We start from the raw sequence: 16,211 nt of genomic DNA, 5'->3' as shown, positions 1-16,211 counted from the left end.
CCACGATGAAACTCACACGCACCCTGGCTCCGCTGGCCGCACTCGTTGCCTTGGGCATCTCGCAAGGCGCCTGGTCGCAAACGAAGACGATCTACATCGGCATGAACGGCGGCCCGATGGAGAAAGCCTACACGAGCCAGGTCCTGCCCGACTTCGAGAAGGCCAACAACGTGAAGGTGGTGGTCGTGCCGGGCACGTCGTCCGACGTGCTCGCGAAGCTCCTCGCCAACCGCAACAGCCCGCAGATGCATGTCGCCTTTCTCGACGACGGCGTAATGGCGCGCGCGGTGAGCATGGGCGTGTGCGAGAAACTCGACGATTCGCCGGTGCTCAAGGAGCTGTATCCGTTCGCGCGCATGAAAGGCGACGTGGGCGCGGGCGTGCAGCTCGGCATGACGGGCATTGGCTACAACACGAAGGTGTTCGCCGATAAAGGCTGGGCGCCGCCCACCTCGTGGCTCGATTTCGCCAATCCGAAATACAAGGGCAAGGTAGTGTTCCAGTCGGCTTCGAGCAGCACGTTCGGGCTGCACGGCTTTCTCGCCATCAATCGCCTGATGGGCGGCAGCGAGAACAACGTCGAGCCGGGCTTCACGAAGTGGGCGAGCACGGTGGGTCCGAACGTCGTCGAATATATTCCGAATTCGGCCAAGCTCTCGGAGATGATCCAGACCGGCGAGGCCGGCATTTTCCCGCTCACGCCCACCGCCGTGGGCGACCTGAAGGACAAGGGCCTGCCCGTGGCCTACGCCAACCCGAAGGAAGGCGCCGTGCTGCTGCTCGTGGACCTGTGCGTGGTGAAGAACAATCCCGACCCGCAGCTCGCGCAAAAGCTCGCGCAGTTCCTGCTGTCTGCGCCCGCGCAGAGCAAGGCGGCCTCCGCCGGCAAGCAGATTCCGACCAACCAGAACGCGACCATGCCGCCCGACATGCAAAAGAGCCTGGGCAATCTCGACCAGCTCGTGAAGAAGGTGACGGTGGTGGACTGGGACGTGATCAACGAGCACCGCGCGCAGTGGGATTCGCGCTGGAACCGGCAGATCGAGCAGTGATCGTTTGATTTTCGCGCAATAGCGAGGGCGGCGGGCGCGGCGCGTCCTGTATCATCCACGGGTTGTCGAACCGCCCGCTCGCCCATGCGCTCCGCCCTCGATTCTTCGTTTCGCCTTTCCGCTTTTGCCCGGGCTCCGCGCGCCCGCCTCCTCGCCCTGACGCTAGCCGCCGCGTGCGTGCTGCCGGGATGCGCGACCGGCCCGGCCTCGCAGAGTGATGCCGGGCAGGCGCTCCCGCCCGATACGGTCACGCTGTTCCCGATCGAGCACTACGACCAGAACGTCGATCACTGGATCGATCCGGCCAGCGCCGGTTACGACAAGCCCTTCCTTTCGCCCGACGTCCAGCGCGCGCAATTCGATGCGCTCGTCGCGCGCTATTTCGGTGCAGGGCCGAACGATCCCTCGCCGTGGAATCGCGCGTTTGTCGAGCAGCGTGTGTATCGCGACGGCGGCAGCGACATTGCCGCGCTGCAGACGCGCCGCCTCGCATACTTCGACAACACCGGCAAGGAGGCGCGCCGTATTGGCTACGGCATGAATTTCCGCCCGCACACGAAGGCGTGGATCGACGCCATCGAGCGCAACGCCAACGTCAGCCAGTTCGAACAGTCCAGCGGCTTCGATGCCACGCGTCGCGCCATCGCCACGACGGCACTGTACGTGCGCGAGCTGCCCACCGTCGACCCGTCGTTCTATTCACATCGCATAGCAGGCGAAGGCTATCCCTTCGACAACCTGCAGGTGAGCGCCGTGCGGCCGGGCACGCCGCTCTACGTGCTCGGCACGAGCGCAGACGGCGCCTGGCGCTACGTGCAGACGCCGGACGTGCAGGGCTGGGTGCGCAGCGACGGCGTGGCGAGCGTCGATGAAGCCTTCGTTTCGACGTGGCGCGCGGCGGCGCACCACTCGCTCGGCGTCGTGGTCGTGGCCTCCGCCGCGCTGCGCGACGATGGCGGCGTGTTCCGCTTCGACGCGCCTGCCGGCACGCTGCTGCCGCTGCGCCCCGCTTCCGGCGCGAAGCCGGGCGAAGTGCTCGTGCCCGCCCGCGATGTAGACGGCCGCGCGGCGATCCGCACGGCAGTGCTCGATTCGAACGCCATCGTGCCCGCGCCGCTCGCGGCGACGCCGCGCCATCTCGCACAGTTGATGAAGGCGCTGATCGGCCGCCCCTACGGCTGGGGCAATACGAACTTCGACAACGACTGCTCGGCCGAATTGCAGAGCATTTTCGCTGCGTTCGGCGTGTGGCTGCCCCGCCATTCGTCCACGCAAATGAACGCGGGGGCGATGACCGATCTTTCGGCTTCCACGCCCGCGCAACGCCTCGACTGGCTCGTGCAGCACGGCGCGCCCATGCGCACGCTCATCTATATAGGCGGTCACGTGATGCTCTACCTTGGCAACACGGAGCGCGACGGCAAGACGGTGCCGCTCGTCTATCAGGACGTCTGGGGCCTGCGCCCCGCCGAGAACAGCCGCCGCGCCGTGATTGGCGGCTCTGTCATCTTCCCTTTGCTGCTCGCCTACCCCGAAGACCCCAACCTCGAGTCGCTTGCAGGCACGCCGGTTTTCCAGGTCAGCATCCTGGGTGCGCCCGCGGGCAGCGCGCCGCCGCAGGATGAGGAGAATCCGGCGGGGTGAGGCAGGCGCCCGTGTGTCGATTCATGCGCCGGGTGCAACAAATTGATGCGCAAATGTGATCGTTTCTCCCAGGGTGACAGATTCCGCACGGTCGTACAAAAATAGCCCCCATCGAACGTAGCATTCCGTCAACGTTGCACACCTCTCGTCAGGGGAGAAGCGATCGGTGAACGCGCATTCAATCCGGCCCATGCCTAGCCGCAAGCCCACGATGACCACGCGCTCGCCCACGCTGTTCCTGCGCACGCGAGAGGACCCCGGCCGCCGCGCCAGACCGCAGGACTACGCGAAGTACTCCGCGTAGTACGCCGAGCAGCACTCCCAGCATTCCGATTCATGGGGTTCCGCGAGGAACCCCGGCCCCCTTTTGCCTGAAGCTTTATCCGCGGCTTTGCCTGGAGCATGGCCTGAAGCGTGCGCAGCACCTGTCACATCAATCTCAATCCATAAATAACACTAAGGATGACGAAATGTTACAACGCGACAACCTCGGCATGAAATGGCTGGTCCGCTGCCTCGCGGCGGCCGGTTTGATGGGCACAGCGGGTGTCGCAAGCGCGCAGAGCAGCGTCACACTGTATGGCATCGTCGACGGGTCGATCCTCTACACGAGCCATACGCTGAACACGCGGACGGGCCAGAACGCCGGTCATCAGTTCTCGTTTACGGACAGCGGCATATCCGGCTCGAACTTCGGCATGCGCGGCGCCGAGGACCTGGGCGGCGGGATGCGTGCGGTATTCGCGCTCGAGAGCGGCATCAGCATCGCGAACGGCCAGTTCGGCAATTCCAACGGCAACTTCTTCGGGCGTCAGGCGTGGATCGGCATGGAAAGTCCCTATGGTACGGTCAAGGCTGGTTTGCAGTACTCACCGTTCTTCCTCTCGCTCTACCAGACGGACCCGCGCGGCATGTCGTATTTCGGCAGCGGTCTCGTGAGCTACGTGAACAACGTCTACGTGACCGGGCTCTTCAACAGCAACGCGATTACGTATACGTCCCCGGAAATCGCCGGCATTCAGGCGATGGGCATGTTCGCCATGGGCGGCGCGGCGGGCAACTTCCAGGCGGGACGCCAGTATTCGGCGAGCCTGCGCTATCACATCGCGGGCTTCACGATCACAGGCGCGCTGTATAGCGGCAATGCCGGAGGCAGCGCGGCCACCACGCCAGTGCCGAGCACCATCGAGTTCGTGGGCCGCACGATCGGCGCGAGCTATCGCTTCCCGAACTCGCTCACGATCTCCGCTTCGTACGCGCTTTACAAGGTTGCGCAGTCGTTCGACAACAGCGTCTACTCCGGCGGGCTCAGCTATATGATCACGCCCTACCTCGACGTCGATGCCGGCGTCTGGTACACGCGCGACGGCAACGACGGCACCAACCACTCGCTCCTCGCGTCGAGCGGCGTGCAGTTCTTCCTCTCCAAACGCACGACGCTCTATGGCCAGGTGGGCTACGTGAACAACCACGGTCGTATGGACACGGGCTTGTCGATCAACAACGCGCTCTTTGAAGTCTCCGGGTCGACCGTGGGCGCGAGCATCGGCATCCGGCATCTGTTCTGATGCGCGCGAGTGTTCCGCGGCGCGCGCGTGATGCGACGCGACGCGGAACACTCTCTCGGGTTAGCTGCGGCTCAGCGGGTTTCGCGCCACGCGCACACGTCGCCTCGCGCAAGCTCGCGCGCGCCCAGCACGAACTGGGCCCCGTCGGGGGCCGGCGCCTGAACACGTTGCTCGCCAAAGTTGAAGGCGAAGCACAATCCGCCGCGTCGGCTCACGCGCAAGCCTTCCGGCAAGCGCTGCGTTGCGAGGCCCGCGCCGTGCGCGGCTTCGTCGAGCATGGCGAGATGCAGCTCGCGCGAAAACCACGCAGCGGCGTAACGCACGCGGCCATGCGAGAGCAGCGCAGGCCAGCCGTCTTCGAATTGCGCCTGAACGCGCGTGGCGCCGTTGGCGCGCACGTGATCGCGCCAATGCAATGCCTCGCCCTGCACGCCGGCTAGCGTGACCGCAGGCGCGAGCGTGGGCCGCAGCGATTCGGCCTCGAGCACCTGCAACGGCAGCACGCGCTGCAACACGCCGGGCGGCAGGTCGCCGGGTATGGCGAAGTGCGCGGTCTTCGAGCCGCTGCGCGGCCCGAACACCCACAGGCCGTCGCTGCGCTCGATCTGATCGACGAAGGCGTCGTCGATCACGGCCAGCGACGGCACGACCACGAGCCGGTACGCCGAAAGATCCGCGTGCCGCGAGACGATTTCGACATCGAGGCCCAGTTCGCGCAGCGCGCTGTAGTAGTCGAACGCGAGCGTCTGATAGTCGAAGCTCGCGCCGTGGCGCTGGATCTCGAACATCCACTGCGTTTCGTAGTCGAATACGAGCGCCACCTGGGCACGCCCCGCCGGTGCGAGTGTACGCAACACGTCGCTCGCCGCGATCTCCCGCGCGGCCTGCTCCACCTCGCGGCCGCCGGGAGACAGCTCGTTATTCGGCAGATTGAGGCCCGAATGCATCTGCTCCTGCGCATACGGGCATTGCCGCCAGCGGAAGTACGAAACGAGTTCGGCGCCGTGCGCGAACGCTTCATAGGCCCACAGGCGCACCATGCCCGGCGCGGGCACCGGATTCCACGGCGCCCAGTTCACCGGCCCCGCCTGCTGCTCCATCACCCAGAAGCGCCCGCCGCCTATTGTGCGGTAGCGGTCGTGGTCGAACGACGAGACGTCTGGGTGCGCGGTGCGCGCGTAGCGAGCCTTCTGCGCTTCCGGCAACCCGATCACTTCGGTGCGCGCGATCGGATAGCTGTCCCACGTCGCCACGTCGATGGCCTTGTCCGCCGCGAACTGGTAGTGATCGAAGGTCGTGAAAAAACCCATGAAGTTGTGCAATACGTCGGCGTTCGGCGCGTGGCGGCGCAGCACGTCTGCCTGCTCGCGATGAAAGCTCGCGACTTCAACCGACATGTAGCGGCGAAAATCCAGATGATGCGCCGGGTTGGCGTCGGTCGGCGTGCGCACGGGCAACCCCACCGCTTCGAACGACGGGTACTCCATGCTCCAGAACACGTTGCCCCATGCCTCGTTGAGCGCCTCGATCGTGTCGTAGCGCTTCGCGAGCCACGTCTGGAAGCGGCGCTGCGCGGCACTCGACCAGCTCGGCACGGTGTCGTGGCAGCCCAGCTCGTTGTCGGTCTGCCATGCGATCACGGCCGGATGCGCGCCGTAGCGCTGTGCCATCGCCTCCGTAATGCGCACACAATGGGCGCGATAAGCCTCGCTCGCAATGTCGTAGTGGCGGCGCGAGCCGTAGTTCCAGGGCGTGCCGTCGGCGCGCACGGGAAGCATCTCGGGCGTCGCGTCGACGAGCCACTTCGGCGGCGAGGCCGTGGGCGTGCCGAGCACGATCTTCAGGCCACGGGCCGCGAGCGTTTCGATCGCATCGTCGAGCCAGGCCCACTCATACACACCGGCGCGCGGCTCCATGCGGCTCCAGGCGAATTCGCCAATGCGCACGTGGGTAATGCCGAATTCGGCCATGCGGCGCGCGTCGTCGGCCCACATCGTTTGCGGCCATTGTTCGGGGTAGTAGCAGACACCGATTTGCATGAGTGACAATCCGCCTCGGAATAACGTCGGGAATACGAATGAAATAAAAAAGGGCCTTCGGCTGCGGCCGGGCTCTCTCAGCCCTTGCTCGCGCCGAAGGTAAGCCCCGCGACAAAGTGTTTCTGCATGGCGAAGAACATCAGCACCGAAGGCAGCGCCGCAAGCACCGAGCCCGCCGCCACGAGGTTCCACGCCGTGGTCCACTGCCCCTTGAGCGCGGCTACGCCCACCGTGATCGGCGCGGCGTCGTCGCCCTGGGTGAGACACAGCGCCCAGAAGTAGTCGTTCCAGACGAACGTGAAGACGAGAATGCCGAGCGCGGCGAGCGCCGGCCGCACGAGCGGCATGACGATGCGCCAGTAAATGGCCCATTCGCTCGCGCCTTCCACGCGCGCGGCCTCGATCAGTTCGAACGGCAGTTGCTTGATGAAATTGCGCAGGAACAGCGTGCAGAATCCGGTCTGAAACGACACGTGAAAGATGATGAGCGCCCACACGGTGTTGTAGAGCCCTACGCGCAGCGCCATGTCGCGCACCGGGATCATGAGGATCTGGATCGGCACGAAATTCCCGGCGACGAAGGCGAACAGCACCGCCGTGTTGCCGCGAAAGCGATACGTGGAGAGCGCGAAGCCCGCCATCGAAGCCAGCGTAATGGCACCGATCACCGAAGGCACCGTGATCAGCACGCTGTTCGCGAAGTAATGGAGCATCGGTGTTTGCGTGAGCGCCGCCCCGTAGTTTTCCAGCAGCGCGAAGTGCTTCGGCCAGCCCCAGTAGTCGCCCTGCTGCAGTTCCTCGGTAGACCGGATCGAGGTAATGAGCACGGCGAGCATGGGCAGCAGCCAGATAACGAGCGCAATGGGCAACGAGATCTTGTAGAGCGCGCGATTCGCGGGTTTCCAGCGATCGACGGGAAGCGGATACATGGGCAGCGACTCCGTGAACAGCGACGAAAAATCGACGGGTAACTCAGCGTTCTTCGCGCAGCATGCGGCGCAAATGGAACACGATATAAACGAGCATGATGGCGAACAGCACGACGGCAATCGCCGCCGAATAGCCTTCGCGGTAGTATTTGATCGCCTGGTCGTACATGAAGTACGCGAGCACCGTGGAGCTGTCGAACGGGCCGCCGCCGCTCATCACGGCGATCAGGTCGAAGCTGCGCAGCGCGCCAATCACCGTGAGCACGATGGCCATGAACGTGGCAGGGCGCAGCTGCGGGAGCACCACGTGCCAGAAGAGCCGCCAGCCCTTCGCCCCTTCCATGCGCGCGGCTTCCACGATCTCGGGGTTGATGCCCGTGAGGCCCGTGAGATACAGGATCATGCAGAACGGTGTTTGCGGCCAGAGTGCGGCGAAGATAATGCCGAACGTCACGAGCTTCGGGTCGCCCAGCACGGGTATGCCATGGCCGACGATCATCTTGAGCAGACCGAAGGTCGGATCGTAGAACCACGAGAACACGAGACCGACCACCACGCCCGAGAGCACGAACGGCGCGAAGAACAGCGACTTCACCGCGCGTATGCCGCGCACGTGCTGGTTCAGATAGAGCGCGAACACGAGACCGAGCGGCGGCGCGAGCAGGAAGAACACAAGCCACAGCAGATTGTTCTTGAGCGCGGTATAGAACGTGTCGGTCTGGAACAGTTCGACGTAGTTCGCGAGCCCGACAAACGTTTTCGCGGTCATCCCGTCCCAGTTATAGAAGCTGAGCGTGATGCTGCTGAAAATCGGGTAGACCACGCACAGCGCAAAGAGCGCGCAGCCCGGCAGCAGGAAAAACAGCGCGGCGCGATTCTGTTGCCGCCGCACAGTAGAGACGCGACGCGGCCGCGCCGCCCCAATGGGGCGCGCCAAGGTATCGGACATGGTGAAGTCTCGCCGGTGATCGAAGAAGGTACGGCCGGCGGCGCAATGCGCCGGCCGCACCGCGGCTTTACTTGTGGTAGATGCGCTGGCGCGTCGTTTCGAGGCGCGCGAGCAGCGTATCGAGCTGCGACGGGTCGCTGTAGAACTGCTGCATGGCCTTCATGCCTTCGTCGGCCATTTCCTTCTGCATGTCGCGGTCGTAGAACTGCGCAATGCCGCCGCGCGTGCTCGCGAGCGTCTGGAAGCCCACCTTGGAGATGGGATCGTCAGGCTCGGCTGCCTTGTTGTTCGAAGGCAGCTGGCCCCAGCCGTGCGCGAGTTCGGCGTTGATCGCGGGCGTTTCCATGAAGGCGAGCAGACGGCGCGCATCGGCCTTGTTCTTGGCCTTTGCAGGAATGAGCAGTACGTTCACGGGACCGTCTTCGGCCGTCGGCACGTTGGCGTCGATGACCGGGAAGCGGAAGAAGCCCACGTTCTGTTTCATGTTCTCCGGGAAGCTCGCCGAGAAGAACGTGCCCATCAGCATCATCGCCGCCTTGCCGTTGACGAGCACCGGCGCGATCGAATCCACGTCGTAGGAAAGCGCGTTTTCCATGAAGCAATGGTTGTCCATCAGCGTCTTCCACGTCGTGTAGACCTTCTTCACGCGCGGGTCGGTATAGGGAATCTGACCGGCCATCAGCTTCTGGTGGAACTCGTTGCCGTTGATGCGCAGGTCCAGATAGTCGAACCACGCGGCGAGCGTCCAGCTGTCGCGCGCGGCCACGGCAATGGGCTGCACGCCGATGGCGTTGAGCTTCTTGCAGCTTTCCAGCAATTCGTCGAAGGTCTTCGGCTCGGATTTGATCCCGGCCTTGGCGAACAGGTCCTTGCGGTAGAAGAAGCCATAGGCGTCATATCCCAGCGGCGCGGCATACTGCTTGCCGTTCCATGTGGACGCACTCTTCACCGATGCGTACTGGTCGTTCCAGCCGTTTTTGGCCCAGTCCGGGGAGAGGTCTTCCAGCAGGCCGCGCTCGGCGTAATAGGCCATGCGCTCGCCGTCGTGCCACGACACCACATCGGGCGGATCGGTCGCGAGCCAGCCGCCCATCTGCACCTTGTAGGCTTCCTCGGTTATATAGGACACCTTGAGGTCGACGTCGGGATTGGCTTTCTTGAACTGGTCGAAGGCATCTTGCCATGTCGAGCGCTGGTTGGCGCGCGCCGAGACGTTGACGGTCAGCGTCCCGGCGTCGGCGGCCATGCTCGTGAACGCCGTCGCCGCCACGATCGCAACGGCGGCCGAGCCGCGGGCCAGCGAACCGAACGCTTTCAAGCGATTGGAAAACATCTGTTGTCTCCTGTGTCGATCCATCCAACATGCTTTTGGACTGCCTTTGTCGACTGACGGCACCCGCGCCGCCAGACCTGGTGACCCGCTCTACCGGCGGGGTATAACGAAATCAGGCCAGCGCCGGCGCATGCGCTGCCGCGAGCCGGCGCAACGCTGTGCCTTCGGCGTCGAACAGATGGCACGCCTGCGGCGGCACATGCACGCGGATGCGTTCGCCCACACCGATAAGCGAATCGCCCGGCGCTTTGGCGACCAGTGTGCCGGCCGCATGATCCGCATGCAGATAGCTATGTTCGCCCAGGCGCTCGGCGAGCACCGTTGCGCACGCAATCGATTGATCGTCGCCAGTCAGCCGCAGATGTTCGGGCCGCACGCCCAGCGTGACCGGCTGACCGCGCTTCAATGCGCGTCCGTCCACGCAGGCGAGCAGCGTCTGCCCGCCTTCGAGCGTGACGCGCACGCCCTCTTCATCCACCGAGTCGACACTCGCGTCGATGAAGTTCATGCGCGGCGAGCCGATGAACCCGGCCACGAAGCGCGACTTCGGGTGGTGATAGAGATCGAGCGGCGCGCCGCTTTGCGCCACGCTGCCGTGGCGCTCCATGTCGGCGCCCGCGTGCAGCAGCACGATGCGGTCGGCGAGCGTCATCGCCTCGACCTGGTCGTGCGTGACATACACGACGCTCGCATCCGTGAAGCGCTGGTGCAGGCGCGCGATCTCGATGCGCGTATGGCTGCGCAACGCGGCGTCGAGATTGGAGAGCGGCTCGTCGAACAGGAACACGCCCGGCTCGCGCACGATGGCGCGGCCGATGGCGACGCGCTGGCGCTGTCCGCCCGATAGCGCCTTGGGATGCCGGTCGAGCAGCGCCTCTAGTTGCAGGCTGCGCGCGGCGTCGCGCACGCGCCGCTCGATCTCGGCTTTCGGCACCTTGGCGATCTTCAGGCCGAACGCGATGTTGTCGAACACCGTCATGTGCGGAAAGAGCGCGTAGCTCTGGAACACCATCGCCACGCCGCGTTCGGCGGCGGGCACGTCCGTCACCACGCGCGACCCGATGCGCAGTTCGCCTTCGCTCAATTCCTCGAGGCCCGCGATCATGCGCAGCAGCGTGGACTTGCCGCATCCGGAAGGCCCGAGGAACACGCAAAACTCGTGATGCCCGATGTCGAGATCGACATGCCGCACCACCGGCGGATGATCGCCGTAGCGCTTGCCGACGCCCGAGAGCTGTATCGTCGCCATGTTCTCGCCTCGAAATTTAAGCGCTTAAATTTTTCTGCAGAAAACTTCCCACAGCCCTTGCGCAGCGGGCATTTAACCGCTTAAATTCGAATCCGGCACAATCGCGCATTCGTTGTCTCCGTTGATGTTGTGGGAGAAAAGTAGCAAACCCCGCCGCAGCATTGCAACATCTGAATCATCTTCCCTGAATGTGGGAAAGGTCCGACATGGTCACCCTGTCAGAAGTCGCGCGGCGCGCACGCGTCACGGCGGCTACCGTTTCGAACGTGCTGCGCAATCGCGAGAAGGTTCGTCCCGAGACGGCCGAGCGCGTGCTGCAGGCCATCGCCGAACTGGGCTACCGGCCCAACCTCAATGCGCGCGCGCTCGCGCAGGGGCGCTCGTCCACGCTCGCGCTCATGCTCTCGAACATCTCCAACCCGTTCTACCCCGAGTTCGTGCTCGCGGCGGAACGCGCCGCGCGCAAGGCGGGCCACTTCCTGATGGTCTGCAACACCGACGACGACGCGCAAATCGGCCGCGCCTACCTGAACCAGATCGCGGGCACCTTCGCGGACGGCGTGCTCGTGATGAACACCGACATCGCCATGAACGAACTGTGCATCTCGGCCATGCACAACGGCCCCATTCTGCTGGCGATGTGGGAGCACCCCGAGAATCCGCCCGTGCTGCCGTGCGTGGCCGTGGACTTCGCGCGCGCGGGCGCGCTCGCGGCGCACCATCTACTTGAGTTTGGACACCGAAATATCGCCATGCTGATCGGCGACGGCTGCGGCGGCCTGCAGGACGCCCGTTCGGAAGGATTCCGAACGGCCATGCGAGAAGGCGGCGTGAATCCGGCGAACGTGGCGCAGATGCAGGTGCGCGACTCGATCGACTCCGGCTACGCGGCCTGCCAGCAATTGCTCGCGCAGCACCCGCGCGTGAGCGCGATCTTCGCGACCAACGACCTGCTCGCGATCGGTGCGATTCAGGCGCTGGTCAGCATGGGCCGCGCCGTGCCCGACGATGTGTCCGTGATCGGCATCACCGACATTCAGCTCGCCCATCAGATGCGCCCCGCGCTCACCACCGTCGCGATCCAGACCGAGGCCGTGGCCGAGCTGTCGATCCGCAGCCTGATCCGGCTGATCGACGAACCGGACCAGCAGCCGCCCATGGTGCTCGGGCCGCCGCCCGAGCTCGTCACGCGCATGTCCACGGGGCCGCGCAAACGGCGCGCCCGGGCCTGACCCTGCACGAGTCAGACCTCGCTCGACAGGTGCGGGCGAAGCGCCGACAATGAATGCCCTTTACGGCGCGCCCGTCCGGTTCAGCGGAGCCAGGCGCACACACGTTCGCGCGCCGCGGCGCGCACGGGGCACTACATGCAGGACACAAACGCAAGTCATCGACATTTCGACACGCTGATCGTCGGTGCAGGTTCGATGGGCATGGCGGCCGGCTATTATCTGAGCCGCCTCGGCAACAAGGTGCTGCTGCTCGACGCCGGCGATCCACCGCACGATCAGGGTGCGCATCACGGAGCGACGCGCCTCATTCGCCACGCCTATGGCGAAGGCGCCGCCTACGTGCCGCTCGCCTTGCGCGCCCAGCAGCTTTGGGAAGACCTCGAGCAGCAAACGCAGACTGCCCTTTTCGTGCGCACGGGCGTCGTCAACATCGGCTCGCCCGACGAAGCGTTCATGCGCGAGGTGCAGGCGAGCGCCGCCAGCCACGGCATCCCGCTGGAAACGCTCGATGCCGCCACGGCCGGCAAACGCTGGCCCGCGTGGCGACTGCGCCCAGAGCAGATCGCGAACTTCGAACCCGGCGCGGGCGTGCTCTATTGCGAGCGCGCGATCAGCACTTACCGGCAGCTCGCGACCGCGCTCGGCGCAACACTGGGCACGAATACGCGCGTCACGCGCATCGAGTGTCATGGGCGCGAGAGTGTCAACGTCTGGACCGACAGGAACGAAAAGTTCACCGCGCGCGACCTGATCGTGTGCGCCGGCAAATCGACTCGCGATCTGCTCGCGCCGCTGGGCCTCGAGATTCCGGTCACGCGCGTGCGCAAGAGTTTCGCGTGGTTCGAAGGCGAGCCAGGCCTCTTTGGGCCGGAGCGCTTCCCGGGCTTTTTCGTCGCCTCGGAAGTGGGCGGTTATTACGGGTTTCCCGATCTCGACGGCAGCGGCCTGAAGCTGGGCCGCCACGACACCGGCGAGCCCATCGCGGCGGACGCGCCGCTCGCGCCATTCGGCGCCGAGCCGAGCGATCTCGGCGATCTGCAAGCCTTCCTGGAACGCTACTTACCGGGCGCGGGCAAGCTGCGCGTGGGCCGGGCCTGCGAATACGACATGACGCCGGACGAACATTTCATCATCGACCGCGTGCCCACCTGCCCGAACGTGCACATCGCGACCGGCTTTTCCGGGCATGGTTTCAAGTTCGCCAGCGCGATCGGCGAGGCGCTAGCGGAGCGGATCACGCAAGGCGAAAGCCGCATCGACCTTGCGATGTTCGCGCGCAAGCGCTTCGCGTAGCGAGCCAGCTCACGCCTAGTTCGCGGGAATCGTCACGACCGGCGCCTTGCTGCTCGTCTCGGCTTCCGCGAGCGCCATGAGGTTCTGCAGGACCGTGAACGCATATTTCGAGTCGAAGTCGGCGCGCTCGACCCAATAAGCCGTGCCGTCGTAGTCGATCGCGACATAAGCGTCCGCGGGCGCCTTCGGCCCCTGGTGCACGATGATGATCGGCCGCGTTTCGCCCCCAATCAGACCGACGGTCGGTTTCGTCGCGCCGCTCTGCACCTGGGCGTCCGGCACCTGCACCTGCGCGCCGATATTCGTGAGGATGCCGAGTACCGAGCGCGTCACCATGGGAATGCGATTGCCGCCCTGCGCGGAGGGTCCATAGACGATCTCGTACGTGCGCGCGTCCGCCGCAAGATGGAGCAGTTCACGCACGCGCGCCAGGTCCGCCGAAACTTGCGGCGACTGCGCGCTGTTCGTCGCGCCGAGTGCGAGGAACACCGTGTTCTTGCCGTTCTCGCTGCGCGACTCCACGTTCAGCTCGCCTGCCAGTTGCAGGCGCCGCAGCGCCTGGAGCAACTGGAAGAAACCCGCCGAGCCCGCGCTGCCCTCCCCGCCTAGCGCGCTGCCGTTCTGCAGCCCGCCGATCGATTGCGCGCCGATACGCAGCAGCAGATCGACCGGCATGCCGCCTTCGGCGAGCGGCATCATGAGTTCCGGCGCGAGCGGCCGGATGTACGCCGAAGCGAACGCTTCGCCCGTAGTTGGCGTGAACGTGAAAGTCGGGCGATTCGACCAGGAGATATTACCGGTCGCAAGCGCATAGTCCGGCTGCGCGCCTGAGCCGATATTGCCCGTGACGCCCGCCGTCGAATCGAATTGATACGCGGCGATGATCGAACTCACCGTGAGAAAGGCGGGCGCGTCGCCATAACGCAAACCGATCACGGCCGCGAGTATTCCGCGTTTATTTGCATCGCCGAGTGCTCTTGCGTAATCGACCTGGTCGGCGCGCAAGCGCGTTGGGCCGAGATGCACACACGCCGTGCCCAGCAAGGCCGAACACGAAACCGCCAGAATCGTCGCTTTTGAAATCATCGGAAGCCTGCGCGCCGGCCGCGCAAAGAGAGTGGGTCCGCGCGCACAGGTAGCAAGCGTTGTGCCCCGATATTTCAGAAGCGCAAGCGTGACCCTTCCGGAAGTGACACCCTCAGGTCCGTGGCGCGCTCGGTTGCGCTCGAGCCAGCAGCACTTCGCGGTCGCGCGCGTTCTGCGTGAGCGCGGCCGCGCGCTCGAATTCCGCTCGCGCTTCGGCATGGCGCGCCAGCTTTTCGAGCAGATCGCCGCGTGCGGCCGGCAGCCACGGATAGTGACGCAGCGAGGGTTCCGCACACAGCGCATCGACGAGATCGAGCGCCGCTTGCGGCCCTCGCGCCATACCCACCGCCACGGCGCGATTCAGACGCACGACGGGCGAGGCGTCGAGTTCGAGCAGCGCGTCGTAGATCGAGACGATCTGCGCCCAGTCGGTCTGCGCCGCGCTCGGCGCGCGCGCATGGCAAGCCGCGAGCGACGCCTGCAGCGCGTATGGCCCAGGCGCACCCGCGCAGGCCGCACCGCGCGCGATCGCGGCAAGCCCGCGCCGGATCAATAGCGCGTCCCAGCGGCTGCGGTCCTGGTCGGCGAGCAGCACGGCGCGCCCTGCCCGGTCCACGCGCGCGGGCAAGCGTGAAGCCTGCAGTTCCATCAAGGCAACGAGGCCGTGAGCCTCGCCCTCGAGCGGAACGAGTTCCGCCAGCATGCGGCCTAGCCGCAGGGCTTCTTCGCACAGCGCAGGGCGCGTCCAGTCCGGGCCCGCCGTGGCCGTATAGCCTTCGTTGAAGATCAGATAAATCACTTCGAATACCGAAGCAAGCCGCGGCTCGAGGTCGGCGAGGCGCGGCACTTCGAACGGAACTTTCGCCGCCGCGAGCGTGCGCTTGGCCCGCACGATGCGCTGCGCGACGGTTGCCTCCGGCACGAGGAACGCGCGCGCGATCTCAGCCGTAGTGAGGCCGCCGAGCAGACGCAGCGTGAGCGCGGCGCGTCCCTCCTTCGGCAACACCGGATGACACGCCACGAACACGAGCCGCAGCAAGTCGTCGCCGATCTCGTCCTCGCGCGCGGCGTCGAGCGCCTCCACGAAGTCGGGCGCGAAGTGCGCTTCGAGCGCTTCGAGGTCCGCGCCCATCGCCTCGTGCGCGCGCGCATGTGAGGCCGCGCGACGCAGCCGGTCGAGGGCGCGATGTTTCGCGGCGGTCATGAGCCACGCTCCGGGGTTCTCGGGAATGCCGCTCACAGGCCAGCTTTCCAGCGCGGCGACGAACGCGTCCTGCGCGATTTCCTCGGCCACGCCCACGTCGCGCACGATGCGCGCGGCGTGGGCGATCACCTTCGCCGACTCGATGCGCCACACGGCCTCGACCGTGCGGCGCGTCGCCGTGAATGGGTCGTGAGGGTCGCGCGCCTGCGTCACGAGCCGTGCGCGCCCTTTTCGATCGCGGCGGGCGACATGTACATCAGTTCCCAGATGTGGCCATCGGGGTCTTCGAAGCTGCGGCCGTACATGTCGGTGCCGCACTCCATCGGCGGGCGCTTCGAGGTGCCACCCGCCGCGAGCGCCTTGTCGACGAGTCCGTCCACTTCCTCGCGCGACACGCACGAGAGGCAGGTCAGCACCTCGGTGCTTTCGCGGGCGTCCACGAGCGCCTTGTCGGTGAAGCCGCGCATGAAATCGAGGGTGAGCAGCATGGCGTACATGTTCTCGCCCAACACCATGCAGGCGGCCTGGTCGTTGGTGAATTTCGGGTCGAACTTGAAGCCGAGCTGGCCGAAGAAGTCCATCGAGCGCTTGAGGTCGCGCACGCCCAGATTGACGAAGATGTGCTTATGCATG

The 16,211-nt window shown here is 65.5% G+C and carries 14 protein-coding genes; 6 read left to right on the top strand and 8 right to left on the bottom strand.

The genetic code is table 11. The annotated features are described in order from the left end of the window. Nucleotides 1–5: 5 nt before the first annotated feature. The 4 genes from BFD71_RS36585 (at nt 6) to BFD71_RS36575 (ending at nt 4,264) form a co-directional block, all read left to right on the top strand. A complete protein-coding gene (locus BFD71_RS36585) occupies nt 6–1,052 on the top strand; it encodes an ABC transporter substrate-binding protein (protein ID WP_069269073.1) in 1,047 nt (348 codons plus the stop codon). Between the two features lie 84 nt (nt 1,053–1,136). Further along, nucleotides 1,137–2,696, top strand: coding sequence for an SH3 domain-containing C40 family peptidase (locus tag BFD71_RS36580; RefSeq protein WP_069269072.1), 1,560 nt, complete (start codon nt 1,137–1,139; stop codon nt 2,694–2,696). 166 nt (nt 2,697–2,862) lie between these two features. Next, nucleotides 2,863–3,000, top strand: coding sequence for a hypothetical protein (locus tag BFD71_RS41730; RefSeq protein WP_176733017.1), 138 nt, complete (start codon nt 2,863–2,865; stop codon nt 2,998–3,000). A gap of 166 nt (nt 3,001–3,166) precedes the next feature. Next, entirely contained in the window at nt 3,167–4,264 is a 1,098-nt protein-coding gene (locus tag BFD71_RS36575) for a porin (protein WP_370684346.1), read from the top strand. Nucleotides 4,265–4,335: 71 nt separating this feature from the next. Here the strand turns inward: BFD71_RS36575 and BFD71_RS36570 are convergent, their stop codons facing one another. The 5 genes from BFD71_RS36570 to BFD71_RS36550 form a co-directional block, all read right to left on the bottom strand. Beyond that, nucleotides 4,336–6,303: a beta-galactosidase gene (locus tag BFD71_RS36570; RefSeq protein ID WP_069269071.1), complete on the bottom strand. Its 1,968-nt coding sequence runs from the start codon at nt 6,301–6,303 to the stop codon at nt 4,336–4,338. 77 nt (nt 6,304–6,380) lie between these two features. Further along, entirely contained in the window at nt 6,381–7,232 is an 852-nt protein-coding gene (locus tag BFD71_RS36565) for a carbohydrate ABC transporter permease (RefSeq protein WP_069269070.1), read from the bottom strand. Nucleotides 7,233–7,275: 43 nt separating this feature from the next. Further along, nucleotides 7,276–8,181 (bottom strand): carbohydrate ABC transporter permease, encoded by a 906-nt coding sequence (locus tag BFD71_RS36560; RefSeq protein ID WP_069269069.1) that lies wholly within the window; start codon nt 8,179–8,181, stop codon nt 7,276–7,278. 67 nt (nt 8,182–8,248) lie between these two features. Beyond that, on the bottom strand, nt 8,249–9,514 hold the full coding sequence (locus BFD71_RS36555) for an ABC transporter substrate-binding protein (RefSeq protein ID WP_069269068.1): 1,266 nt from the start codon (nt 9,512–9,514) through the stop codon (nt 8,249–8,251). A 112-nt stretch (nt 9,515–9,626) separates the two neighbouring features. Beyond that, a complete protein-coding gene (locus BFD71_RS36550) occupies nt 9,627–10,763 on the bottom strand; it encodes an ABC transporter ATP-binding protein (RefSeq protein WP_069269067.1) in 1,137 nt (378 codons plus the stop codon). 206 nt (nt 10,764–10,969) lie between these two features. Here BFD71_RS36550 and BFD71_RS36545 point away from each other — a divergent pair, with 206 nt between their 5' ends. Both BFD71_RS36545 and solA read left to right on the top strand, forming a co-directional pair. Beyond that, on the top strand, nt 10,970–11,995 hold the full coding sequence (locus BFD71_RS36545) for a LacI family DNA-binding transcriptional regulator (protein WP_069269066.1): 1,026 nt from the start codon (nt 10,970–10,972) through the stop codon (nt 11,993–11,995). Between the two features lie 135 nt (nt 11,996–12,130). Further along, nucleotides 12,131–13,288 (top strand): N-methyl-L-tryptophan oxidase, encoded by a 1,158-nt coding sequence (solA, locus tag BFD71_RS36540; RefSeq protein WP_069269065.1) that lies wholly within the window; start codon nt 12,131–12,133, stop codon nt 13,286–13,288. Between the two features lie 15 nt (nt 13,289–13,303). Here solA and BFD71_RS36535 read toward each other — a convergent pair whose 3' ends face one another. The 3 genes from BFD71_RS36535 to BFD71_RS36525 all read right to left on the bottom strand — a co-directional run bounded on the left by BFD71_RS36535 (nt 13,304) and on the right by BFD71_RS36525 (nt 16,210). Next, the gene (locus tag BFD71_RS36535) at nt 13,304–14,374 is read right to left on the bottom strand and encodes a hypothetical protein (protein ID WP_069269064.1); all 1,071 of its coding nucleotides are present in this window, start codon (nt 14,372–14,374) and stop codon (nt 13,304–13,306) included. A gap of 112 nt (nt 14,375–14,486) precedes the next feature. Further along, nucleotides 14,487–15,791 (bottom strand): RNA polymerase sigma factor, encoded by a 1,305-nt coding sequence (locus BFD71_RS36530; protein ID WP_069269063.1) that lies wholly within the window; start codon nt 15,789–15,791, stop codon nt 14,487–14,489. Then, nucleotides 15,788–16,210, bottom strand: a complete 423-nt coding sequence (locus tag BFD71_RS36525) for a VOC family protein (RefSeq protein WP_069269062.1) — start codon at nt 16,208–16,210, stop codon at nt 15,788–15,790. The genes BFD71_RS36530 and BFD71_RS36525 overlap by 4 nt, the downstream gene beginning before the upstream one ends. Between the last annotated feature and the right edge of the window lies 1 nt (nt 16,211).

The sequence above is a fragment of the Paraburkholderia nodosa genome, assembly GCF_001718195.1.
GTDB lineage: Bacteria > Pseudomonadota > Gammaproteobacteria > Burkholderiales > Burkholderiaceae > Paraburkholderia > Paraburkholderia nodosa_A.
This window is presented reverse-complemented; position numbering and strand designations above follow the sequence as displayed.

What these genes read in the sequence shown, in the direction of transcription:
- BFD71_RS36585 (WP_069269073.1), top strand. Translation starts at nt 6, where the DNA reads ATGAAACTCACACGCACCCTGGCTCCGCTGGCCGCACTCGTTGCCTTG.
- BFD71_RS36580 (WP_069269072.1), top strand. Translation starts at nt 1,137, where the DNA reads ATGCGCTCCGCCCTCGATTCTTCGTTTCGCCTTTCCGCTTTTGCCCGG.
- BFD71_RS36575 (WP_370684346.1), top strand. Translation starts at nt 3,167, where the DNA reads ATGTTACAACGCGACAACCTCGGCATGAAATGGCTGGTCCGCTGCCTC.
- BFD71_RS36570 (WP_069269071.1), bottom strand. Translation starts at nt 6,303, where the DNA reads ATGCAAATCGGTGTCTGCTACTACCCCGAACAATGGCCGCAAACGATG.
- BFD71_RS36565 (WP_069269070.1), bottom strand. Translation starts at nt 7,232, where the DNA reads ATGTATCCGCTTCCCGTCGATCGCTGGAAACCCGCGAATCGCGCGCTC.
- BFD71_RS36560 (WP_069269069.1), bottom strand. Translation starts at nt 8,181, where the DNA reads ATGTCCGATACCTTGGCGCGCCCCATTGGGGCGGCGCGGCCGCGTCGC.
- BFD71_RS36555 (WP_069269068.1), bottom strand. Translation starts at nt 9,514, where the DNA reads ATGTTTTCCAATCGCTTGAAAGCGTTCGGTTCGCTGGCCCGCGGCTCG.
- BFD71_RS36550 (WP_069269067.1), bottom strand. Translation starts at nt 10,763, where the DNA reads ATGGCGACGATACAGCTCTCGGGCGTCGGCAAGCGCTACGGCGATCAT.
- BFD71_RS36545 (WP_069269066.1), top strand. Translation starts at nt 10,970, where the DNA reads ATGGTCACCCTGTCAGAAGTCGCGCGGCGCGCACGCGTCACGGCGGCT.
- solA (WP_069269065.1), top strand. Translation starts at nt 12,131, where the DNA reads ATGCAGGACACAAACGCAAGTCATCGACATTTCGACACGCTGATCGTC.
- BFD71_RS36535 (WP_069269064.1), bottom strand. Translation starts at nt 14,374, where the DNA reads ATGATTTCAAAAGCGACGATTCTGGCGGTTTCGTGTTCGGCCTTGCTG.
- BFD71_RS36525 (WP_069269062.1), bottom strand. Translation starts at nt 16,210, where the DNA reads ATGCATAAGCACATCTTCGTCAATCTGGGCGTGCGCGACCTCAAGCGC.